This is a genomic window from Kitasatospora sp. NPDC001660, from assembly GCF_053596725.1.
On record NZ_JBSFGU010000075.1, the window covers coordinates 1 to 20,931 of the forward strand.

At 72.1% G+C, this 20,931-nt stretch carries 19 protein-coding genes, 5 tRNA genes and 1 pseudogene; 7 read left to right on the forward strand and 18 right to left on the reverse strand.

The features are described from left to right. Positions 1-133: 133 nt before the first annotated feature. From thiD to ACWCXH_RS37540, 3 genes are all read right to left on the reverse strand, one after another. Positions 134-979, reverse strand: a complete 846-nt coding sequence (gene thiD / locus ACWCXH_RS37530) for a bifunctional hydroxymethylpyrimidine kinase/phosphomethylpyrimidine kinase (protein WP_449805990.1) — start codon at positions 977-979, stop codon at positions 134-136. Positions 980-1,002: 23 nt separating this feature from the next. After that, positions 1,003-2,028, reverse strand: a complete 1,026-nt coding sequence (locus ACWCXH_RS37535) for an ATP-dependent 6-phosphofructokinase (protein ID WP_449805991.1) — start codon at positions 2,026-2,028, stop codon at positions 1,003-1,005. Positions 2,029-2,197: 169 nt separating this feature from the next. Then, a complete protein-coding gene (locus ACWCXH_RS37540; protein WP_449805992.1) occupies positions 2,198-3,163 on the reverse strand; it encodes a thiamine-phosphate kinase in 966 nt (321 codons plus the stop codon). 224 nt (positions 3,164-3,387) lie between these two features. Between ACWCXH_RS37540 and ACWCXH_RS37545 the strand changes: the two genes are divergently transcribed. Together ACWCXH_RS37545 and ACWCXH_RS37550 are read left to right on the forward strand one after the other, a co-directional pair. Next, on the forward strand, positions 3,388-3,621 hold the full coding sequence (locus tag ACWCXH_RS37545; RefSeq protein ID WP_449805993.1) for an Lrp/AsnC family transcriptional regulator: 234 nt from the start codon (positions 3,388-3,390) through the stop codon (positions 3,619-3,621). Positions 3,622-3,641: 20 nt separating this feature from the next. After that, entirely contained in the window at positions 3,642-4,157 is a 516-nt protein-coding gene (locus ACWCXH_RS37550) for a DUF3515 domain-containing protein (RefSeq protein ID WP_449805994.1), read from the forward strand. Positions 4,158-4,217: 60 nt separating this feature from the next. Here the strand turns inward: ACWCXH_RS37550 and ACWCXH_RS37555 are convergent, their stop codons facing one another. The 3 genes from ACWCXH_RS37555 to ACWCXH_RS37565 all read right to left on the reverse strand — a co-directional run bounded on the left by ACWCXH_RS37555 (position 4,218) and on the right by ACWCXH_RS37565 (position 7,266). After that, a complete protein-coding gene (locus tag ACWCXH_RS37555) occupies positions 4,218-5,363 on the reverse strand; it encodes a D-alanine--D-alanine ligase family protein (protein ID WP_449805995.1) in 1,146 nt (381 codons plus the stop codon). 80 nt (positions 5,364-5,443) lie between these two features. Continuing rightward, positions 5,444-6,427 (reverse strand): NAD(P)H-dependent glycerol-3-phosphate dehydrogenase, encoded by a 984-nt coding sequence (locus tag ACWCXH_RS37560; protein ID WP_449806006.1) that lies wholly within the window; start codon positions 6,425-6,427, stop codon positions 5,444-5,446. A gap of 14 nt (positions 6,428-6,441) precedes the next feature. After that, positions 6,442-7,266 carry a lysophospholipid acyltransferase family protein gene (locus ACWCXH_RS37565; RefSeq protein WP_449805996.1) on the reverse strand — a complete coding sequence of 275 codons (825 nt, stop codon included), beginning with the start codon at positions 7,264-7,266 and terminating at the stop codon, positions 6,442-6,444. A gap of 228 nt (positions 7,267-7,494) precedes the next feature. Here ACWCXH_RS37565 and cofC point away from each other — a divergent pair, with 228 nt between their 5' ends. Next, positions 7,495-8,178 (forward strand): 2-phospho-L-lactate guanylyltransferase, encoded by a 684-nt coding sequence (cofC, locus tag ACWCXH_RS37570; protein ID WP_449805997.1) that lies wholly within the window; start codon positions 7,495-7,497, stop codon positions 8,176-8,178. A gap of 68 nt (positions 8,179-8,246) precedes the next feature. Continuing rightward, positions 8,247-8,468: a hypothetical protein gene (locus tag ACWCXH_RS37575; RefSeq protein ID WP_449805998.1), complete on the forward strand. Its 222-nt coding sequence runs from the start codon at positions 8,247-8,249 to the stop codon at positions 8,466-8,468. 146 nt (positions 8,469-8,614) lie between these two features. Here ACWCXH_RS37575 and ACWCXH_RS37580 read toward each other — a convergent pair whose 3' ends face one another. From ACWCXH_RS37580 to leuC, 4 genes are all read right to left on the reverse strand, one after another. Continuing rightward, positions 8,615-9,337: an HU family DNA-binding protein gene (locus tag ACWCXH_RS37580; RefSeq protein WP_449805999.1), complete on the reverse strand. Its 723-nt coding sequence runs from the start codon at positions 9,335-9,337 to the stop codon at positions 8,615-8,617. Between the two features lie 133 nt (positions 9,338-9,470). Continuing rightward, a complete protein-coding gene (locus ACWCXH_RS37585) occupies positions 9,471-9,818 on the reverse strand; it encodes an SCO5555 family protein (protein ID WP_443077584.1) in 348 nt (115 codons plus the stop codon). 182 nt (positions 9,819-10,000) lie between these two features. Beyond that, positions 10,001-10,597, reverse strand: coding sequence for a 3-isopropylmalate dehydratase small subunit (gene leuD / locus ACWCXH_RS37590; protein ID WP_449806000.1), 597 nt, complete (start codon positions 10,595-10,597; stop codon positions 10,001-10,003). Between the two features lie 3 nt (positions 10,598-10,600). Continuing rightward, the gene (gene leuC, locus ACWCXH_RS37595; RefSeq protein WP_449806001.1) at positions 10,601-12,040 is read right to left on the reverse strand and encodes a 3-isopropylmalate dehydratase large subunit; all 1,440 of its coding nucleotides are present in this window, start codon (positions 12,038-12,040) and stop codon (positions 10,601-10,603) included. A gap of 232 nt (positions 12,041-12,272) precedes the next feature. Here leuC and ACWCXH_RS37600 point away from each other — a divergent pair, with 232 nt between their 5' ends. Beyond that, positions 12,273-12,986, forward strand: coding sequence for an IclR family transcriptional regulator (locus ACWCXH_RS37600; protein ID WP_030246527.1), 714 nt, complete (start codon positions 12,273-12,275; stop codon positions 12,984-12,986). Positions 12,987-13,116: 130 nt separating this feature from the next. Here ACWCXH_RS37600 and ACWCXH_RS37605 read toward each other — a convergent pair. From ACWCXH_RS37605 to ACWCXH_RS37640, 8 genes are all read right to left on the reverse strand, one after another. Further along, positions 13,117-13,191: transfer RNA gene (locus ACWCXH_RS37605), tRNA-Gln, on the reverse strand. A 44-nt stretch (positions 13,192-13,235) separates the two neighbouring features. After that, a tRNA-Glu gene (locus ACWCXH_RS37610) sits at positions 13,236-13,311 on the reverse strand. A 26-nt stretch (positions 13,312-13,337) separates the two neighbouring features. Continuing rightward, a tRNA-Glu gene (locus tag ACWCXH_RS37615) sits at positions 13,338-13,410 on the reverse strand. 27 nt (positions 13,411-13,437) lie between these two features. After that, positions 13,438-13,510: transfer RNA gene (locus tag ACWCXH_RS37620), tRNA-Glu, on the reverse strand. A gap of 36 nt (positions 13,511-13,546) precedes the next feature. Further along, positions 13,547-13,618 (reverse strand) — tRNA-Gln (locus ACWCXH_RS37625). 237 nt (positions 13,619-13,855) lie between these two features. Continuing rightward, on the reverse strand, positions 13,856-15,355 hold the full coding sequence (gltX, locus tag ACWCXH_RS37630; RefSeq protein ID WP_449806002.1) for a glutamate--tRNA ligase: 1,500 nt from the start codon (positions 15,353-15,355) through the stop codon (positions 13,856-13,858). Beyond that, on the reverse strand, positions 15,348-16,148 hold the full coding sequence (locus ACWCXH_RS37635; protein ID WP_449806003.1) for a fumarylacetoacetate hydrolase family protein: 801 nt from the start codon (positions 16,146-16,148) through the stop codon (positions 15,348-15,350). Before ACWCXH_RS37635 ends, gltX begins: the two co-directional genes overlap by 8 nt. A 232-nt stretch (positions 16,149-16,380) precedes the next feature. Next, positions 16,381-16,599, reverse strand: coding sequence for a hypothetical protein (locus ACWCXH_RS37640; protein WP_449806004.1), 219 nt, complete (start codon positions 16,597-16,599; stop codon positions 16,381-16,383). Positions 16,600-17,238: 639 nt separating this feature from the next. On the opposite strand from ACWCXH_RS37640, the gene ACWCXH_RS37645 reads away from it, so the two are divergent. Beyond that, entirely contained in the window at positions 17,239-20,829 is a 3,591-nt protein-coding gene (locus ACWCXH_RS37645) for a nitrate- and nitrite sensing domain-containing protein (RefSeq protein WP_449806005.1), read from the forward strand. Positions 20,830-20,839: 10 nt separating this feature from the next. Then, a pseudogene (locus ACWCXH_RS37650) lies at positions 20,840-20,931 on the forward strand (roadblock/LC7 domain-containing protein); the annotation flags it as partial.

The window sequence follows — 20,931 nt, forward strand, 5'->3', positions numbered from 1 at the left end:
ATCGCGCTGTCTCGATGCCCGAATTCTCCTTTTTATATATTTAAGTTTTAAACGTCTGTTTGGCTCCCGGGGCGGGCCCCCCCCCGGGGGGGGGGGGGGGGGGCGCCGCGCGCCCCCCCCCCCACCACCGCGTTCAGCGCCAGCGCCAGGCGTGGTCGACCGGGCCGATCCCGGCGCCGAGCGCGAAGCCGCCCGCGATCGCGCCGGTGACGTACTCCTTGGCCGAGCCGACCGCCTCCGGCAGCGACTCGCCCTTGGCGAGCCCGGCGGCGATCGAGCTGGCCAGCGTGCAGCCGGTGCCGTGGGTGTGCCGGTTGTCGTAGCGCGGCGCCCGGTACCAGTGCTCCTCCCCCGGCCCGCCGTACAGCAGGTCGGCGGCCTCGCCCGCCAGGTGCCCGCCCTTGACCAGCACCCAGCGCGGCCCGAGGTCGAGCAGCGCCTTGGCGGCGTCCAGCATCTGCCCCTCGTCCTCGACGGTGCGGCCGGTGAGCTGCGTCACCTCGTGCAGGTTGGGCGTGGCCAGCGTGGCCACCGGCAGCAGCTTCTCGCGGACGGTCGCGACCGCCTCGGCGGCGAGCAGCGCGTCCCCGTGCTTCGAGACGCCGACCGGGTCGACGACCACCGGGGCGTCCACCCCGGACAGCAGGTCGGAGACGGTCTCGACGAGCTCGATCGACGCGAGCATCCCGGTCTTCACGGCCTGCACGCCGATGTCGTCGACCACGCTGCGGAACTGGGCCCGGACGGCCTCGGCGGGCAGTTCCCAGTAGCCCTGGACGCCGAGCGAGTTCTGCGCGGTGACGGCGGTGATCACGCTCATGCCGTGGACGCCGAGGGCGAGCATGGCCTTGAGGTCGGCCTGGATGCCGGCGCCGCCGCCGGAGTCGGAGCCGGCGATCGTGAGCACGCGGGGAGGAGCAGGGGAGGGGCCGCGGGAAGCACGTCGGCCGAGGGCGGTGGTGGGTGACGGGTGGGCCATGACCCCAACCTACCCGCGGCAGCTCAGAGCACGGCCTCCGACTCCGCCCAGCGGTCCTCCGGCACCGTCTTCAGCCGGGTCACCGCGTCCGCGACCGGCCGCAGCTCGATGGCGTTCCCGCGCAGCGCGGTGAAGTGCCCGAACGCGCCCCGGTGGACGGCCTCCACCGCGTGCCACCCGAACCGGGTCGCGAGCACCCGGTCCCGCGCGGTCGGGGTGCCGCCGCGCTGGGTGTGGCCGAGGATGACCGGGCGGGCCTCCTTGCCGAGCAGGCCCTCCAGTTCGTTGGCGAGCCGGTTGCCGATCCCGCCGAAGGTCCGGTGCCCGAACTGGTCGACGTCGCCGTGGTCGAAGCGCATCGTGCCGGGCGTCGGGGCGGCGCCCTCGGCGACGGCGATGATGGCGAACTTCTTGCCGCGCGCGAAGCGGTCCTCGACCATCCTGGCCACGGCCTCGATGTCGAACGGCTTCTCCGGGATCAGGATGCCGTGCGCACCGCCGGCCATGCCCGCGGTGAGCGTGATCCAGCCGGTGTGCCGGCCCATCAACTCGACCACCATGACGCGCTGGTGGGACTCGGCGGTGGTCTTCAGCCGGTCGATCGCCTCGGTCGCGACGTGCACCGCGGTGTCGAAGCCGAAGGTGACGTCGGTCGCCTCGATGTCGTTGTCGATCGTCTTCGGCACCCCGACCACCGGCAGTCCGGCGTCGCTGAACAGCTTGGCGGCGGTCAGTGTGCCCTCACCGCCGATCGCGATCAGCGCGTCGATGCCGATGTCCCGGGCCAGCGTCCGCGCGTTCTCCACCGCCCAGGCGATCCGCTCGCGCCGCACCCGGGCCGAGCCGAGGATGGTCCCGCCGAGGGTGAGCAGACCGGTGACGTCGTCGTGCGAGACCGGACGGGTGCGGCCCTCGATCAGGCCGAGGAAGCCGTCCAGGATCCCGACGATCTCGTCGCCGTGCACATCGGTGCCCCGGTGCACCACGGAGCGGATCACCGCGTTGAGGCCGGGGCAGTCGCCGCCGCTGGTCAGAACACCGATGCGCATGGTTGGTGCGTTCTCCCGCTCGCAGTGGTCCAGACCACCCGCGCCGAAGGGCGGGCGGGTTCGATCCCGCGCAAGCCTACGCAGAACCTCCCCGCGAAGCCCGTCCGCCGCACACGGGAGCGTGACATGCCGTACCCGTGTCCGAGCGCCATCATCCGTACCGCGTACGTCACTCGGCGAAGTGGTCCCAGCCGCCGACCCGGTCCCAGGGCGCGCCGTCGACCGTCACCCGGCCGCCGCGGGTGCCCCGCGGCCGGCCGGTCACCTCGCCCACCACTCGCCAGCGGGCCGGGAGTTGGACCCCGCGCGGGAAGGTGGCCACGATCGCGTGGTCCTCGCCGCCGGACAGCACCCAGACCAACGGGTCCACGCCGACGGCCTGCCCGATGTCGGCCATCTGCGCCGGGACGTCGAAGTCCGCGGCCTTCAGGTCGATGTCCACGTCGCTGGCCCGGGCCACGTGACCGAGGTCGGCGACCAGCCCGTCGCTCACGTCGATCATCGAGGTCGCGCCCAACTCGGCCGCGGCCGGGCCCGCGTGGTACGGCGGCTCGGGGCGGCGGTGCGCCTCGACGAAGGCGCGCGGCGAGCGGAACCCGCGCTGGAGCACCGTCAGTCCGGCGGCGGACCAGCCCAGCCAGCCGGTCACCGCGACCACGTCGCCCACCTGCGCACCGGCTCGCGTCACGGCCGCACGCCCCTGGAGGTCCCCGAGCGCCGTGATGGCCAGCGTGACGGTGTCGCCGCGCACCACGTCGCCGCCGACCACGGTCGCGCCGGCCACCTGACACTCGTCGCGCAGCCCGTCCATCAGCTCGGTGGCCCACGTGGTGGGCAGGTCGGCGGGGGCGACCAGGCCGAGCAGTATCGCGGTCGGCACCGCGCCCATCGCGGCCACGTCGGCGAGGTTCTGGGCGGCGGCCTTGCGGCCGACGTCGTAGGCGGTGGACCAGTCCCGGCGGAAGTGGCGGTTCTCGATCAGGACGTCCGTGGTGGCCACCACGCGGCCGTCCGGGGCCTTCACCACCGCCGCGTCGTCACCCGGGCCGAGGTCGACCGCGTCGGTGAGCGGTACCCGGGCGGTCAGCTCCCTGATGAGGCCGAACTCGCCGAGCTCGCCCACGGTCCCCTGCATCTGCCGTCCTCTCGCGTTTCCATCCGGTCGCGTTTCCACCCGGATCCGATCCCCGTCGCTCCCCCGCGCGCAGCGTACGCCCTCCCGGGGTGCAGAGGTCTCCCCTCCCCGGCCCACCGCGCGGTAGCGTGGTGATCAGACTGCCGGTGAGCCCGCTCCCCACCCGACGTCCGACCGGGCGATCACGGCGGCGACCCCCGATAACCGGCCGCCGGGAGGCCCCCGTGGTACAGGCGTACATCCTGATCCAGACCGAGGTCGGCAAGGCCACCGCCGTGGCCGAGACGATCTCCAAGATCCCCGGCGTGCTCACCGCCGAGGACGTCACCGGTCCGTACGACGTGATCGTGCGGGCCGAGGCCGGGACCGTGGACGACCTCGGCCGCATGGTCGTGGCGCAGGTCCAGAAGGTCGAGGGCATCACCCGCACCCTCACCTGTCCCGTGGTCCATCTGTAAGGCCCGGCTACCATCGGCCGGTGACCAGAGAACTCCGTGTCCCCCGCGCCCTCGCGGCCCTGCCCGCGCCGGTCCGCTGGCTCGCCGCACCCGTCGCGCTGACCTGCACCGTCGTGGTGCTGCTCAGCAGTTGGAGCGGGCCGGCGGACATCGAGGTGCCGACGCCGACCGGCAAGGCGGCGGGCTACTGCCAGGCGCTCGCCGCCGCGCTGCCGCAGGAGTTGCTCGGGCACGCCCGCAAGGACCCGTCGCCCGCCTCGCCGTACGTGGCCGCCTGGGGCACCTCGCCCCGGACGGTGCTGCGCTGCGGCATCGACCGCCCGGACGAGCTCAACGGCGAGCACGCCGGGGACTGGTCCCCGAGCCTCGACGAGGTCACGTGGTGGTCGCAGAAGCTCACCGACGGCGGCTACCGCTTCGTGACGACCATGCGGGCCGCCTACGTCGAGGTGACCGTCCCCGCCGGTGTCTCGGCGAACCCCTTCGACCCGGCCGCCTCGGTCACCGAGGCCGTCAAGGCGACCATCCCGAGCTGACCGGAACGAGCGAGGGCGGGCCGGGAAGCTCCTGGCCCGCCCTCGGTCGTTCCCGCGCGACTACCGCAGCCCGGTCGAGCGCCGCAGCGCCGCCTGGAGCAGCCGGTCGATGAGTTCCGGGTACGCGACCCCGGTGGCCTCCCACATCTTCGGGTAGGCCGAGATCGGCGTGAAGCCGGGCATGGTGTTGATCTCGTTGATCATCCAGGTGCCGTCCTCCAGCAGGAAGAAGTCCACCCGGGCGAGGCCCTCGCAGCCGAAGGCCTCGAACGCGGCCACCGCCTGGCGCCGGATCTCTGCGGTCTCCTCGGCCGACAGCCGCGCCGGGATCTGCACGTCGGAGGAGTCGATGTACTTGGCCTCGAAGTCGTAGAACTCGTAGTCGCCGCCGACCATGATCTCGCCGGGCACGCTGGCCCGCGGGCCGTCCTCGAACTCCAGCACGCCGCACTCGATCTCGCGGCCGGTCACGCCGGCCTCGATGATCAGCTTGGGGTCGTGCCGTCGGGCCTCCTCGATCGCGGCGTCCAGCTCGGCCAGGTCCTTGACCTTGGTGATGCCGATGCTGGAGCCGGCCCGGCAGGGCTTGACGAAGAGCGGCAGGCCGAGCTCGGCCACCCGCTCGCGCACGGCCGCACGGCCCTGCTCGGTCTCCCAGTCGCGCTGGCGCACGACGGTGTAGCGGCCGACGTTCAGGCCGTGCGAGGCGAGGATCCGCTTGGCGAACTCCTTGTCCATGCCGGCCGCGCTGGCGAACACGCCGTTGCCCACGTACGGGACCCCGGAGAGCTCCAGCAGGCCCTGCAGGGTGCCGTCCTCGCCCCAGGGGCCGTGCAGCAGCGGGAACACCACGTCGACCTCGCCGAGCGCCTTGGGGGTGCTCCCCGGCTCGCTGAGGACCACCTCGCGGCTGCCCGGGGAGACCGGCAGCGCGACCTGCCCGTCGACGGACTCGGCGACGTGTGCCACGTCCGGCAGCCTGCCGTCGGTGATGGCCATGCGGGCCGGCTCGTCGCTGGTCAGCGCCCAGCGGCCCTCGTGCGTGATGCCGATCGGCAGCACGTCGTACTTGTCGCGGTCGATCGCCCTGAGCACGCTGCCCGCGGTGGAGACCGAGATGGCGTGCTCGGAGCTGCGCCCGCCGAAGACCAGCGCGACGCGGGGCTTCGGGGCGGACGGGTTCGGGGAGGACTGTTCGATGCTCATATCGCGTTTGAGACTACAGTGCGACGTGTTTCGGGAAAGTCAGCCGCCCGGCCGTCCCGCCCCCGGCGCCCCCAGCGCCGTCAGCGCCGTTCCGCCTTCGCGGACCGGGACATGAGCGCCTGGAGCGCCTCCTGGGTGGGCCGGCCGTTGTGCACGACGTCCACGACGGCCTCGACGATCGGCATGTCGACGCCGTTGCGCCGCGCGAGGTCGAGCACCGACTCGCAGGACTTGACGCCCTCGGCGGTCTGCCGGGTGGCCGCGATCGTCTCGGCGAGGGACATGCCCCGGCCCAGGTTCATGCCGAAGGTGTTGTTGCGCGACAGCGGCGAGGAGCAGGTGGCGACGAGGTCGCCCATCCCGGCGAGCCCCGCGAACGTGTGCGGGTCGGCGCCGAGCGCCTCGCCGAGCCGGGTGGTCTCGGCCAGCCCGCGGGTGATCAGCGTCGCCTTGGTGTTGTCGCCGAGCCCCATGCCCGCGGCCATGCCGACCGCGAGACCGATCACGTTCTTGACCGCGCCGCCGAGTTCGCAGCCCACCACGTCGGTGTTGGTGTACGGGCGGAAGTACGGCGTGTGGCAGGCCGCCTGGAGCCGCCTGGCGACCGCCTCGTCGGTGCAGGCCACGACGCTGGCGGCGGGCTGCCGATTGGCGATCTCCCTGGCCAGGTTGGGCCCGCTGACGACCGCGACCCGCTCCGGGCCGACCTTGGCGACCTCGTCGATGACCTCGCTCATCCGCTTCGCGGTGCCGAGTTCGATGCCCTTCATCAGGCTGACCAGGACGGTCTGCGGCTCGATCAGCGGCGCCCAGGCGGCCAGGTTGTCGCGCAGCGTCTGCGAGGGCACCACCAGGACGGCGAAGTCGGCGCCGGCCAGCGCCTCGGCGGGGTCGGTGGTGGCCCGGACGGAGTCCGGCAGGCGCACGCCCGGGAGGTAGTCCGGGTTCTCGTGCGTGGTGTTGACGGCGTCCGCCAACTCCCGGCGGCGCGCCCAGAGCACGACCTCGCTGCCGGCGTCGGCCAGCACCATCGCGAACGCGGTGCCCCAGGAGCCGGTCCCCATGACGGCGCAACGGGTCACTGGCCGGCCTCCTCGGTGTCCTTGCCGCCCTTGGCGCGGCGGCGTTCGGCGAGCGCGGCGGCGGCCCGCTCGCGGGCGGCCTTGCGCATGTCGTAGCGCTCGGCGGGCGGCTGCTCACCGCGGACCTCGGCCAGCACGGCGGTGATCGCCGCCATGATGTCCTCGGTGGCGTCGACCAGCACCTGGGTGGTGAGCTCCTTGCCCTCGTACCTGCTCAGGTCCACCGGGGGCCCGGCCGCGACGACGACCTTGTGACGCGGGAAGAGGTTGAACTTGCCCTTCCCGTAACCGGGCCGGCCGTACGGCGGGATGATCTCGTGGGCGCCCCAGTGCGCGACCGGGATGACCGGAGCGCCGGTCATCAGCGCGACCCGGGCGACGCCGCTCTTGCCGGTCATCGGCCACAGGTCCGGGTCCCGGGTGAGGGTGCCCTCGGGGTAGAACTGCACGCACTGGCCGTTGTTGACGGCGTCGATAGCGGCCCGGAACGCCTGCGCGGCATCCGTCGACTCGCGGAACACCGGAATCTGGCCGGTCTTGCGCAGCATGAATCCGATGAAGGGAATCGAGAACAGCGAGGACTTGCCGAGAATCCGCGGCGGACGTCCGCTGTTGTACTGCCAGTGCGCGTAGACCAGCGGGTCGATGATCGAATTGTGGTTCACCGCGGCGATGAAGCCGCCCTCTTTCGGAAGGTGCTCCCAGCCCCGCCAGTCGGGCTTCACCAGCGCGGTCGTCACCGGCTTGACCAGCACGGCCGCCAAGCGGTACCAGATGCCGTAGTCGGCGTTGCCGAACTTGGCGTACGAGCGGCGGGCCACCCCAGGTCCTCCTCATCCGTGCGGCACCCGGGGTGCCGCGGTCCTTGCTCCCGGCACCGGCGCACCGACTGCCCGGTGCCCGGGTCGCGGGCGCGGAACAGTGTCGCCCGCCCGCTCACCGGCTGTCGAGCGACGGTGCCAGCACACCGGGCGGTCGTGATCAAACGCACGTCCGCACAGTTGGGACGGCCTGGCGGGGGCTCCGGGGCCGACGTCACAATGACGCCGATGACCCAGGACACCGTACGCCCCAGCGGACCCGTCGCGCCCGCCGCACCCACCGCCGGCTGGTCGCTGGTGCTGCCGCTCAAGCCGCTCGCCCTCGCCAAGTCCCGGCTGGCCCCGTACGCCGGGAAGCACCGGGCCGACCTGGCGCTCTCGTTCGCGCTCGACACCGTCACCGCCGCGCTCGCGACCCCCGAGGTCGCCCGCGTGCTGGTGGTCACCCGGGACCCTGAGGCCGGCGAACGGCTGGCCGCGCTCGGCGCCGTGGTGGTCTGCGACGAGCCCGGCGGCGGCCTCAACCGGGCGCTGGCGCACGGGGCGTCGGCCGCGCTGGCGCTCGCCCCGGGTGCGCCGCTGGCCGCGCTCTCGGCGGACCTGCCGGCGCTGCGGCCGGCCGAACTGGCCCGGGTGCTGGGCGCGGTGCCGTCGCGCGGCCGGGCCTTCCTGCCGGACTCCCCCGGCCTCGGCACGACCCTGCTCGCCTCCGCCCCCGGCAGCCCGCTCGCCCCGGCGTTCGGGGACGGCTCGCGGGCCCGGCACGCGGCCGGCGGAGCGCTCGAACTGCGCCTGGCGGACGTGGAGTCGGTGCGCCGGGACGTCGACACCGGCACGGACCTCGGCGAGGCCCTGGCCCTCGGCGTGGGCCCCCACACGAGCGCCCTGTTCCCCCGCATCGGCCGTTCCTGACGGACGTCCGCCGCACCGGCCGCGAGACGGCACCCGGGACTGTCGGACCCGCTCGCTATGCTGCTGGCATGCAGGCCACCGCGTTCACCTTCGACCCCGCCACCCGGGCCGGCTCCGTGCTGCTCGACGACGGGACCCCGGTGCCGTTCGACGCGGCCGCCTTCGACGCCGGCGGCCTGCGGCTGCTGCGGCCCGGCCAGCGGGTGCGCATCCGTACCGAGGGCAGCGGCGACGCCCGCCGCGTGGTCTTCGTGACGCTCCAGACCTTCCCCGACCCCGCCGACGCCTGAGCCGCCCCCTGAGGGCGGTGCCGGCCGGGCGCCCGGCAAACAAAGGACCGCAGAACGAAAGAGCCGTGGCGGCCCGGTCTCCGCGCGGTGCGGAAACGGGTGCGCCACGGCTTCTCTCGAAGGCCGTCCGAGGACGCTGTGCGGGACTACTTGGCAGTGGTCTTGCGCGCGGTGGTCTTGCGGGTGGTGGTCTTCTTCGCCGGAGCCGTCTTCTTGGCGGTCGCGGTCGCCTTCTTGGCGGCGGCCGCGGTGGTCTTCTTGGCGGCGGCGGTGGTGGCCGTCTTCTTGGCCGCGGCCGTGGTGGCCGCCTTCTTGGCGGCGGTCGCGGTGGTCTTCTTCGCGGCGGCCGTGGTGGTCTTCTTGGTGGCGGCCGCCTTCTTCGCCGCGGTGGTCGCGGTGGTCTTCTTGGCGGCGGCCGTGGTGGCCGTCTTCTTGGCGGCGGCCTTCTTGGCGGCGGGCGCGGCGGCAGCGGCGGTGGCGGCACGCTTGGTGGCGGCGCGCTTGGCGGCCGGGGTGGCGGCGACGCCGGCCTTGCCCGGGGTGAGGGAGCCCTTGGGGGCCTTCTTCACCGAGGGGCCTTCCTTCGGCAGCTTCTTGCTGCCGCTGACCAGGTCCTTGAAGCCCTGGCCCGGACGGAAGCGGGGCACCGAGGTCTTCTTGACCTTGACCTTCTCGCCGGTCTGCGGGTTGCGGGCGAAGCGCGCGGAGCGCTCCACCTTCTCGAAGGTGCCGAAACCGGTGACCGAAACCCGGTCACCGGCCACAACGGCACGGACCATGGTGTCGAGCACTGCGTCGACGGCCTCTGCGGCAGCCTTGCGACCGCCCAGCTGCTCGGCCACCGCTTCGACAAGCTGAGCCTTGTTCACGTCTTCCCCTTCGGAAACGGGCGCCGGATGATTCCATCCGTTCTTTTCGCACGTTAGGTATGTATCTGCGGACTTTCAATTACCAAACGCGCGAATCACCCTAGTGTCGCAATGGATTTGCGCGTCGGCGACCTCAGCCGAGCGGCGGGCGCCCCTCGTCGAGGTCATGCACAAACCGACTCAACCGCCTTGCCGCCTCCGGAAGATCGCGCTTGGCGGTCTCGGTGACGATGAGGAGTTGACGGGTGAGAGCGGTCTTTGCATCCGTAGACACGTTCAGCGCATGCACACGGTCGTGAGCTTGCTTCAACCGCTCGGCCACAAGCGCGTAGAGCGCTGCGACTTCCGGGTCGTCCGGCCCCTCAGCAGGTGCGGAGGCGACGTCCGGCCGCTCGTCAATTCGGCGTTCGGATCCCCGGCCCGTGGACTCCGAAGGCGCGGGTTCGCCACCCGCGTACGGAGGTTCATGGTGCCGGTGCATGCACTGATTGTGCCATCTACCCGCAGTTGTGCATGCGCGGGGCCCTCTCCGGCAAAGCCAAATGGGCAATCGGGGGCGGGCCGACGGCCCTAACTCGTGCTCCGGAACGGCGGATGGTCCGCCCCCCCGAAGTGGGGGCGAACCATCCGCCGGATCGTCAGAATGCTTGTTCTGAACGGATCTCAGGCAACCTGCTGGGTACGGGGCTTGAAGGACGGGCGGGTCGCCTCGAACGCGGCGATGTCGGCCTCGTTCCGCAGCGTGATGCTGATGTCGTCCAGCCCGTTGAGCAGCCGCCAACGCACGTTGTCGTCCAGCTGGAACGGGGCGGTGACGCCCTCGGCCCGGACCTCGCGGGCCTCCAGGTCGACCGTGATCTCGGCGTTCGGGTCACTCTCGGTGAGCACCCAGAGGCGCTCCACGGTCTCCTGCGGCAGGACGACGGTCAGCAGGCCGTTTTTAAGGGAATTCCCACGGAAGATGTCGGCGAAGCGCGAGGAGATGACCGCGTGGAAGCCGTAGTTCTGCAGCGCCCAGACGGCGTGCTCGCGCGAGGAGCCGGTGCCGAACTCGGGGCCGGCCACCAGGACGGTGGCGCCCTGCCGCTCCGGCTGGTTGAGGATGAACGACTCGTCCTTGCGCCAGGCCTCGAACAGCCCGTCCTCGAAGCCGGAGCGGGTGACCTTCTTGAGCCAGTGCGCCGGGATGATCTGGTCGGTGTCCACGTTGCTGCGGCGCAGCGGAACGGCCCGGCCGGTGTGGGTGGTGAACTTCTCCATGGCTCAGGCCTCCACGCTGTGCTGGTTCGAAGAGAGGGCGTCGGCGGTGAGGTCGGACGGGGCCGCCAGGCGGCCCAGGACGGCGGTCGCGGCGGCGACCTGCGGGGAGACCAGGTGGGTGCGGCCGCCCTTGCCCTGCCGGCCCTCGAAGTTGCGGTTCGAGGTGGAGGCGCAGCGCTCGCCGGGGGCGAGCTGGTCGGGGTTCATGCCCAGGCACATCGAGCAGCCCGCGTGCCGCCACTCGGCGCCGGCGGCGGTGAACACCTTGTCCAGGCCCTCCTCGACGGCCTGCAGGGCCACGCGCACCGAGCCCGGCACGACCAGCATCCGTACGCCGTCGGCGATCCGGTGGCCGGACAGGACGGCGGCGGCGGCGCGCAGGTCCTCGATGCGGCCGTTGGTGCAGGAGCCGACGAAGACGGCGTCGACGGTGACCTCGCGCAGCGGGGTGCCGGCCTCCAGGCCCATGTACGCGAGGGCGTTCTCGGCGGCGAGGCGCTCCTGCGGGTCGGCGAAGTCCTCGGGGTGCGGGACGGACGAGCCCAGCGGCGCGCCCTGGCCGGGGTTGGTGCCCCAGGTGACGAACGGGGTCAGCTCGTTCGCGTCGATGAAGATCTCGTGGTCGAAGACCGCGTCCTCGTCGGTGACCAGGGTCTTCCAGTACGCGACGGCGGCGTCCCAGTCCTCGCCCCCGGGCGCGTGCGGGCGGCCCTTGAGGTACTCGAACGTGGTCTCGTCCGGGGCGATCATGCCGGCCCGGGCGCCCGCCTCGATGGACATGTTGCAGATGGTCATCCGGGCCTCCATGGACAGGCTCCGGATCGCCGAACCGCGGTACTCCAGGACGTAGCCCTGGCCGCCGCCGGTACCGATCTTCGCGATGACGGCGAGGATCAGGTCCTTGGCGGTGACGCCCTCGGGCAGTTCGCCCTCGACGGTGACGGCCATGGTGCGAAACGGCGCGAGCGGCAGCGTCTGGGTGGCCAGCACGTGCTCGACCTGGCTGGTGCCGATGCCGAACGCCAGTGCACCGAAGGCGCCGTGGGTGGAGGTGTGGGAGTCGCCGCAGACCACGGTCATGCCGGGCTGGGTCAGGCCGAGCTGCGGGCCGACGACGTGGACGACGCCCTGCTCGACGTCGCCCAGCGAGTGGATCCGGACGCCGAACTCGGCGGCGTTGCGGCGCAGCGTCTCCAGCTGGACCTTGGAGACCGGGTCGGCGATCGGCTTGTCGATGTCCAGGGTCGGGGTGTTGTGGTCCTCGGTGGCGATCGTCAGATCGGTGCGGCGGACCTTGCGGCCGGCCAGCCGCAGGCCGTCGAAGGCCTGCGGGCTGGTGACCTCGTGGAGCAGGTGCAGGTCGATGAAGAGCAGGTCGGGCTCACCCTCCGCGCGCCGCACGACGTGGTCGTCCCAGACCTTCTCTGCGAGTGTCCGTCCCATCGGGTTCCCTCCAGCCGGCCGCGTTGCCGGCCTTCTCGTGTCGTCGAGGTCAAAGCTGTCGCCGCCCTGGTGCGGAGCGCTTCGCGCGACCTGCACGCCGGATCGGTGTCCACGATGCGGACACTCTTTCGAGGCCGCATCCTGGATGTCTCCCGGGCTGCTGCATCCAGAGTGGCGCTTTTCCGGAGAGATTGAACTTGCGTCTCGCGGAATGAGACTGCAGTCTTAGGGCATGGACAACACTAGCGGCGTCGGCGTTCTCGACAAGGCCGCTCTGGTGCTGAGCGCACTGGAGTCGGGCCCCGCCACGTTGGCGGGGCTGGTCGCCGCCACCGGTCTGGCGCGCCCCACGGCCCACAGACTCGCCGTCGCACTCGAACACCACCGTCTGGTCACCAGGGACATGCAGGGGCGCTTCATCCTCGGCCCCCGTCTCTCCGAACTCTCCGCCGCGGCGGGCGAGGACCGGCTGCTCGCCACCGCGGGCCCGGTCCTCACGCACCTGCGCGACGTCACCGGCGAGAGCGCACAGCTCTACCGCCGGCAGGGCGAGATGCGGATCTGCGTAGCCGCCGCCGAGCGGCTCTCCGGCCTGCGGGACACCGTCCCGGTCGGCAGCACCCTGCCGATGAAGGCCGGCTCGGCCGCCCAGGTCCTGCTGGCCTGGGAGGAGCCCGAGCGGCTCCACCGCGGCCTCCAGGGCGCCCGGTTCACCGCCACCGCGCTGAGCGGCGTCCGGCGGCGTGGCTGGGCCCAGTCGATCGGCGAGCGGGAGCCGGGTGTCGCGTCCGTCTCCGCGCCCGTCCGCGGCCCCTCCAACCGCGTCGTGGCCGCCGTCTCGGTCTCGGGCCCGATCGAGCGCCTGACCCGCCACCCGGGCCGGCTGCACGCCCAGGCCATCATCGAGGCCGCGAACCGGCTCACCGAGGCCCTGCGACGCAGCTGAACACCCCGACATAGAAAACGGAAGGGCCCCGCTCGAACCGAGCGGGGCCCTTCGGGCTTTTCTCCCGGGAATCCGTGAGGCAGTCGCGGGAAAACAAAAAAGACCCCGGGAAACCGGGGCCTTCCTTTTCTGGCTGGGGTACCAGGACTCGAACCTAGACTAAATGAACCAGAATCACTCGTGCTGCCAATTACACCATACCCCAACACAAAGCAAGGGCCGATGGGCGAGCCCACCGGCTTCCTGCTCTGGTACCCCCGACCGGATTCGAACCGGCGCTACTGCCGTGAGAGGGCAGCGTGCTAGGCCGCTACACAACGGGGGCTTCCTGGCGATCCCTTGCGGGATCAGTACCCCCGACCGGATTCGAACCGGCGCTACTGCCGTGAGAGGGCAGCGTGCTAGGCCGCTACACAACGGGGGCTTTCCAGGTGATCCCTTGCGGGATCAGTACCCCCGACCGGATTCGAACCGGCGCTACTGCCGTGAGAGGGCAGCGTGCTAGGCCGCTACACAACGGGGGCTTGATCTTCATTTGTCCTGCGGTACATCGTACTGCGCTGGGGTACCAGGACTCGAACCTAGACTAACTGAACCAGAATCAGTCGTGCTGCCAATTACACCATACCCCACCAGAGTTGAACCCTCGCGAGCTCTTCTCAGGCGTTGCGCCTCTCGGTCGGCTCCGGCGGGGGGCTTTCGCTCCCTCGTCCGTTCCCTCCCGGGCGGCGCAGAAAGAACATTACCCGACGTCTGCCCTGGCTCCAAAATCGATAACCCCAGGCAGCGGCCGGGGGGCCGGCGGATGACCTCCGGGTACGCCGCGGGCCCGGCGCGAAGCCGGGCCCGCGGCCTGCTCAGCGGCCCGTTCAGGCGGCCGGCAGGGCGTCCAGGGCGGAGCGCAGGCGACGCAGCGTCTCGGGGCGGCCGAGCAGCTCCATCGACTCGAACAGCGGCGGCGAGACCCGGCGGCCGGTCACGGCCACCCGCAGCGGCGTGAAGGCGAACTTGGGCTTGATGCCCAGCCCGTCCACCAGCACCTCGCGCAGCGCGGCCTGGATCGGCTCCGGGGTGAAGTCCGCGAGCTCCTCCAGCGCCTTGATGCTGGCCTCCAGCACCGGGCGGGCGTCCGCGGTCAGCACCTTGGCGGCGTCGTCCGGGTCGACCGCGAAGTCGGCCGGGTCGACGAACAGGAAGCCGGCCATGTTGACGATCTCGCTCAGCACGACCATCCGCTCCTGGGTGAGCGGCGCCGCCTTGGCGAGCAGTTCCAGCTGCTCGGCGGTCGGCTCGGCCGGCAGCAGGCCGGGGGCCTGCAGGAACGGCACCAGGCGGCGGACGAAGTCCTCCGGGGCCAGCTTGCGGACGTGTTCGGCGTTGATCGCCTCGCACTTCTTCAGGTCGAACCGGGCCGGGTTGGAGTTCACCTTGGCGAGGTCGAAGGCGGCGACCATCTCGTCCATGCCGAACAGGTCGCGGTCCTCGGCCAGCGACCAGCCCAGCAGGGACAGGTAGTTGAGCAGGCCCTCGCGGATGAAGCCGCGCTCGCGGTACATGTTGAGCGAGGCCTGCGGGTCGCGCTTGGAGAGCTTCTTGTTGCCCTCGCCCATCACGTACGGCAGGTGGCCGAAGCGCGGGACGGTGCCGTTGCCGACGCCGATCTCGGCGAGCGCCTCGTACAGCGCGATCTGGCGCGGGGTGGAGGAGAGCAGGTCCTCGCCGCGCAGGACGTGGGTGATCTCCATGAGGGCGTCGTCGACCGGGTTCACCAGGGTGTACAGCGGGGCGCCGTTGGCCCGGACGATGCCGTAGTCCGGCACGTTCTCCGGCTCGAAGCTGAGCGTGCCGCGCACCAGGTCGTCGAAGGCGATGGTCTTGTCGGGCATCCGGAAGCGCAGGATCGGCTCGCGCTTCTCCAGCTTGTAGACGGCGATCTGGTCGTCCGTCAGGTTCCGGCAGTGGCCGTCGTAGCCGGAGGGCTTGCCGGCCGCGCGGGCGGCCTCGCGGCGGGCGTCCAGCTCCTCGGTGCTGCAGTAGCAGTGGTAGGCGTGACCGGCCTCGTGCAGGCGGCGGGCGACGTCCGCGTAGATGTCCATCCGCTGCGACTGGCGGTACGGCTCGTGCGGGCCGCCGACCTCCGGGCCCTCGTCCCAGTCGAAGCCGAGCCAGCGCATCGCGTCGAGCAGCTGGTCGTACGACTCCTCGGAGTCCCGGGCCGCGTCGGTGTCCTCGATCCGGAAGACCAGGGTGCCGCCGTTGTGGCGGGCGTAGGCCCAGTTGAAGAGGGCGGTGCGGACCAGGCCCACGTGGGGGTTGCCGGTCGGGGAGGGACAGAAGCGAACCCGGACGGCCGGGTCAGTGTTAGCCACGCTTGATCACCTTGTTGGTGAGAGTGCCGATGCCTTCGATGGAGACGGCGACCTCGTCGCCGACGTTGACGGGGCCCACCCCAGCGGGTGTGCCGGTGAGGATGACGTCGCCGGGCAGCAGCGTCATGGCCTCGGAGATGTGGACGATCAACTCGGCGACCGAGCGGACCATCTGGGAGGTGCGCCCGGTCTGGCGGAGCTCGCCGTTGACCGTGCAGGTGATGGCGAGGTCGCCCGGGTCGAGGTCGGTCTCGATCCAGGGGCCCAGCGGGCAGGCGGTGTCGAAGCCCTTGGCCCGGGCCCACTGGCCCTCGCGCTGCTGGACGTCGCGGGCGGTCACGTCGTTGGCGCAGGTGTAGCCGAGGACCACCTCGGGCACCCGGTCCAGCGGGACCTCGCGGCACATCCGGCCGATCACCACGGCGAGTTCGGCCTCGTGGTGGACGTCCGAGGAGAACGGCGGGTAGGCGATGTTCTCGGTCGGGCCGATCACCGAGGTGGACGGCTTGAAGAAGGTCAGCGGGACGTCCGGGACGCCGCCGCCCATCTCCGCCGCGTGGGCCGCGTAGTTGCGGCCGACCGCCACGATCTTGTTGGGGAGCATCGGGCTGAGCAGCCGGACGTCCTGGAAGCGGTAGCTCTCGCCGGTGGGTTGCGGCTGGCCGAACGGGTGGCCGGCCAGGGCGTGGACGACCAGCGACTCGGGCCGGGCCGGGTCCCCCTCCACGACGCCGAAGGAGACGCTGCCGGCGGCAGGGCTCCCTTCCCGGACGGAAAACCTCGCAATGCGCACGGCTGGGCTACCCCTCGCTTCGTCGGCCGCCCGGGGCGCCCCCGGGCGCTGGTGGGCGCCTCGCCCTCCGTGGGCGCGGCCCCGTCAATCGTCGTCCAGGCTATCGCGTGGGCCCTCCCCCGGCCGCTTTGCCCCTGTTCAGCACGGTTGGGGTCGAACCGGCCCGGCACGCGAACGCGAAGGGCGCCGCGGCCGGTTCGACGGCGGCGGCGCCCTCGGCGCGGTGGTGCGGTCAGTCCTGCGGAACGATCACGGGGGCGACCATCAGCTTGGTGCGGCGCGGGTTCGCGGTGCTGGCCGGCAGGTCGGTCGAGTAGATGGCGGCGTCCTCGGGCTTGCGGGCGCCGGGGATCTTGCTGAAGTCCTCGACCGAGGCCAGCGTGGTCCGGCGCGGGTTCGCCGTGGAGCGGCAGGACAGCGTGGACTTGGTGGCCTTCTTCGCCTGGGACATCGAGTCAGCACCTCGTGTTCGCGGCCGGGCGCGCCGCGACACGGCGGCACCGGCCTGAGTGAGTCCGATTGATTCGGAGGGATTCTGGGCAGGCTGATCGGGGCCGTGCTCCGGATGCAGCCAGGTTACGAGATCTCATTCCACAGGGACCGTGACCAAAGCTACACATTCGCCTGTGACTTTGCTCACAAATGGGCGAACAAAGCACCGATATCCGACATATCGCCGGAACGGGATTTCCCGGCAAAACGCCCATGTCGGGCATTCCAGCAGGTCTGCGACTCTTTTCGATCTAGGGTCGCGTTGGCATGTATCCGACGAGTGTCCGAAAAAGGCGGTATTCCGGTCCGGTTACCGCACAGTCAGTGAAACCGCGCACGCGGTCGGTAGCAGTGGCCGACGGTTCCCGGCGGCCCTTGTTGGGATTCCCCGGCTGTGCTGGAATGCCACGGACCGTGGGTAGGGAGCAGTCCACCCCGGTGCCCGCTCTCCCGGACCGGCCGGGGTGCGGATGGAAACTCGACACCGTCCAGGCCGTGGCGACGCGGCGGGACGCCCGGTCCAGAGGTTGCGACGCCAGTGCAGGGACGTTTCAAAAGGGGTAGCGGCGCCGCGGGGAACCCGGAGTCGCGCGAGCCTGTGGCAGCCCCCCAACAGGCGGCGGCCCCCGGCGGCCCGGCCGAGCCGACGACGCCCGAGGGCCCCGGCCGCCCGGAGCAGGACGGTCAGGACCGGAAGTCCGCCCGCGACAAGCTCCGCAAGTCCCTCACCAGGCGCCGCGCCACCGGTCTGAGCCGGCTCGCGATGCGCAACTGGCGCATCCGGACCCGACTGATCGCGCTGCTCGCGCTCCCCGTCCTGGTCTCGCTGGTCCTCGGTGGCCTGCGCATCCAGACCTCGATGCAGGCCTCGCAGCAGCTCGCCCAGATGGCCAACCTGTCCGACCTGGCCAAGAAGGCGACCAACCTGGCGGACGCGCTGCAGACCGAGCGCGACATCAGCGCCGGCCCGATCACCAACCGGCCGAACGACCCGCTGGACGACGACATCGTCGCCGCGCGCAAGTCCACCGACGACCTGAGCCGCACCTTCACCACCTCCTCGGACAAGTTCGAGAACCTCGATCTCTCCGGCGGCAAGGCGCTGTTGTTCCAGATCCGCAAGGACCTGAACTCGATCTCGGACGCGCGCAACACGCCGTACCAGAACAACCAGAACATCCAGTCGACGATCACCGCGTACGACGTGATCATCCGCGACCTGCTGTCCATCTCCCAGGACATCGCGCTCGCGTCGAACAACAAGGACCTGGTCGTCGCGACCCGCGCGCTCCAGCAGTTCTCGCTGGCCAAGGACGCGACCTCGCAGCAGCGCGCCCTGATCAGCGCCGCGCTCGCCAACCCCAAGGGCCCCGACCTCAGCCTGAGCGACGAGTCCTTCGGTATCCGCCTGCGCACGACCTACGACAACGCGCTCACGACGTTCAACAACATCTACACCGCGCACGACCTGGACAACCTGCGCGGCCAGCTGAGCTACAACAACGTGGTCGCCGACGCCGACCGCTACTCGCGCTCGATCCTGCAGCAGAGCGGTATCCACCAGACCGACCCGGTCACCTACAAGGACTGGTACGAGAAGGCCACCGCCAAGATCAAGGCCGAGCAGCGGATCGAGTCCAAGCTCCTGGAGAACCTGGACGGTAAGGCCCAGGACCTCCAGTCCCAGGCCGACACCGACGCCTTGATCATCGCCGGCGCCGTCGCCCTCGTGCTGCTCGTCGCCCTCGGTGGCGCCGGTCTGATCGCCCGCTCGATGGTGCGCTCGCTGACCCGCCTCCAGGCCGCGGCCGAGGACGTCGCCGAGCGGCGGCTGCCCGAGCTGGTCAAGACGCTCTCCGAGACCGACCCGCACGACGTCGACGTCACCGTCGAACCCGTCGCCATCGACTCCACGGACGAGATCGGCCACGTGGCCCACGCGTTCGACATGGTGCACAGCGAGGCCGTCCGCCTCGCCGCCGAGCAGGCCCTCCTGCGCGGCAACATCAACGCGATGTTCACCAACCTCTCGCGCCGCAGCCAGGGCCTCATCCAGCGCCAGCTGTCGCTCATCTCCGAGCTGGAGAGCCGCGAGGCGGACCCGGACCAGCTGGCCAACCTCTTCAAGCTCGACCACCTCGCGACCCGCATGCGCCGCAACGGCGAAAACCTCCTCGTCCTCGCGGGCGAGGACCCGGGCCGCCGCTGGACCCGCCCCGTCCCGCTGGTCGACGTGCTCCGCGCCGCCGCGTCCGAGGTGGAGCAGTACGAGCGCATCGAGCTCGCCACGGTGCCGTCGGCCGAGGTCGCCGGCCGCGTCGTCAACGACCTCGTCCACCTGCTCGCCGAGCTGCTGGAGAACGCCACCTCGTTCTCCAGCCCGCAGACCCGCGTCCGGGTCACCGGCCACGCGCTGCCCGACGGCCGCGTGCTGGTCGAGATCCACGACACCGGCATCGGCCTGAGCCCCGACGACCTCGCCGAGATCAACGAGCGCCTCGCCAACCCGCCGACGGTGGACGTCTCCGTCTCCCGCCGCATGGGCCTCTTCGTGGTCGGCCGCCTGTCCCTGCGACACGGCATCCGCATCCAGCTGCGCCCCAGCGACTCCGGCGGCACCACCGCGCTCGTCATGCTCCCGGTGGACGTCACCAACTCCGCCGACCGCCGCGGCTCCGGCCGCCCCGGCCCGGCACAGGCCAAGCAGCAGCGCGGGGTCGCCCCGACGCCGCGCCAGCAGCGCCAGGTGCCGGCCGCCCAGAGCGGCCCGGCCGCGCTCGGCCAGGGCCCGGCCGGCGGTGCCCCGCAGGGCCGTCCGCAGCTCGGCCAGGGCGGTCCGGCCGCGCCGGCGGCGCCCGGTGGCCCCGGTGGCCCCGCCGCGCCGGGCGCGCCCGGCGGCCTGCCCACCCGTCAGGTCGGCAAGTCGCTCCGCGAGAACCCGCCCCCGCAGGGCAAGCAGCCGCAGCAGGCCCCGCAGCCGCAGCAGTCCGCCCAGGGCGGTCTGCCGCAGCGCGGCCCGGGCCGCCAGGGCCCGCAGCAGGGCGGCCCCGGCCTGCCCCGCCGCGGCCAGCAGCCCGGTGCCGGTCAGCCCGGTGGACCGCAGGCCGCGCCCGGCCGCCCCGGCCAGCAGCGTCCGCGCCCCGGTGGCGACCTGAACGGCGGTCCGCGGACCGGCGAGCAGCCGCAGCACGGCCGCCCGGGTGCGCCCGGTGCGCCGCGGCCGGGCGACCGCCCGGGCAACCGCCCGCAGGAAGGCCTGCCGCAGCGCCGCCAGCCGGGCCGCCCCGGCCCGCAGGGTCCGCAGGGTCCCGGCAGCCAGGGCCCGCAGGGTCCGCAGGGTCCGCAGGGTCCGCGCCGCCCGCAGCGCCCCGGCCCGGACGCGCCGCAGCGCGACCGCCAGCCGCAGCTGCCGCCGCAGCAGCAGCAGGGCCCGCAGCCGCAGCTTCCGCCGGCCGAGCCGGCGCCGGTCGAGAGCACCCAGCAGCTCGCCCGGCCGCGCTTCGAGGCCAGTCAGATCGACCCGCGCGACCCGCTGGGCCTCGGCTTGGTCGAGCCGGTGCTGCCGGACGTGCCGAACCCGGCGCGCCCGGAGCCCGTCCGGCCGGAGCCCGTCCGCCAGGAGCCGATGGCGCTGCCGACCGGCCCGTCCGAGGGCGGCGCCGAGCAGCAGCCGTGGGCCGCGCAGGAGACCCGGCCGCGGCCGTACCAGCCGCGCCGCCCCGGCACGTCGGCGCCGGAGTTCCGGCAGGAGCCCCAGGCCCAGCAGCCCCAGCAGCAGGCCCAGCAGCAGGCTCAGCAGGCCCCCCAGGGCCAGCAGCCGCCGCAGCCGGGCGCCGGTGAGGCCCCGTGGCGCCCGTCGGCCAACGACGAGCGCTGGCGCCGCGCGGAGCAGATCCGGGAGCCCTCGACCAGCGGTGTCACGATGTCCGGCCTCCCCCGGCGGACCCCGCAGGCCAACCTGGTCTCCGGCACCGCCGAGTCCTCCCCGCTGGCCGGTCCCCAGGTCTCCCGGGCCCCCGAGGAGGTGCGCGGCCGGCTGACCAACCTGCGCCGCGGCATCCAGCAGGGCCGCCGGGCGGGTGCGGAGCAGGCCAACCAGACCGGATTCCCCCATGGTGCCCAGCAGCCCGGATTCGATAGTTTCGGTGGCCGGACCGACGGCAACGGCGCAGATCACCAGGAGCGTTGAGTTGAACCAGATGAGCCAGGCCGCACAGAACCTGAACTGGCTGATCACCAATTTCGTGGACAACACCCCCGGGGTGTCCCACACCGTGGTGGTCTCCGCGGA

Bases quoted from the DNA above. Each gene is read 5' to 3' on its own strand.
- thiD (WP_449805990.1), bottom strand. From the start codon at position 979: ATGGCCCACCCGTCACCCACCACCGCCCTCGGCCGACGTGCTTCCCGC.
- ACWCXH_RS37535 (WP_449805991.1), bottom strand. From the start codon at position 2,028: ATGCGCATCGGTGTTCTGACCAGCGGCGGCGACTGCCCCGGCCTCAAC.
- ACWCXH_RS37540 (WP_449805992.1), bottom strand. From the start codon at position 3,163: ATGCAGGGGACCGTGGGCGAGCTCGGCGAGTTCGGCCTCATCAGGGAG.
- ACWCXH_RS37555 (WP_449805995.1), bottom strand. From the start codon at position 5,363: ATGAGCATCGAACAGTCCTCCCCGAACCCGTCCGCCCCGAAGCCCCGC.
- ACWCXH_RS37560 (WP_449806006.1), bottom strand. From the start codon at position 6,427: ATGGGGACCGGCTCCTGGGGCACCGCGTTCGCGATGGTGCTGGCCGAC.
- cofC (WP_449805997.1), top strand. From the start codon at position 7,495: ATGACCCAGGACACCGTACGCCCCAGCGGACCCGTCGCGCCCGCCGCA.
- ACWCXH_RS37575 (WP_449805998.1), top strand. From the start codon at position 8,247: ATGCAGGCCACCGCGTTCACCTTCGACCCCGCCACCCGGGCCGGCTCC.
- ACWCXH_RS37585 (WP_443077584.1), bottom strand. From the start codon at position 9,818: ATGCACCGGCACCATGAACCTCCGTACGCGGGTGGCGAACCCGCGCCT.
- leuD (WP_449806000.1), bottom strand. From the start codon at position 10,597: ATGGAGAAGTTCACCACCCACACCGGCCGGGCCGTTCCGCTGCGCCGC.
- leuC (WP_449806001.1), bottom strand. From the start codon at position 12,040: ATGGGACGGACACTCGCAGAGAAGGTCTGGGACGACCACGTCGTGCGG.
- ACWCXH_RS37600 (WP_030246527.1), top strand. From the start codon at position 12,273: ATGGACAACACTAGCGGCGTCGGCGTTCTCGACAAGGCCGCTCTGGTG.
- ACWCXH_RS37640 (WP_449806004.1), bottom strand. From the start codon at position 16,599: ATGTCCCAGGCGAAGAAGGCCACCAAGTCCACGCTGTCCTGCCGCTCC.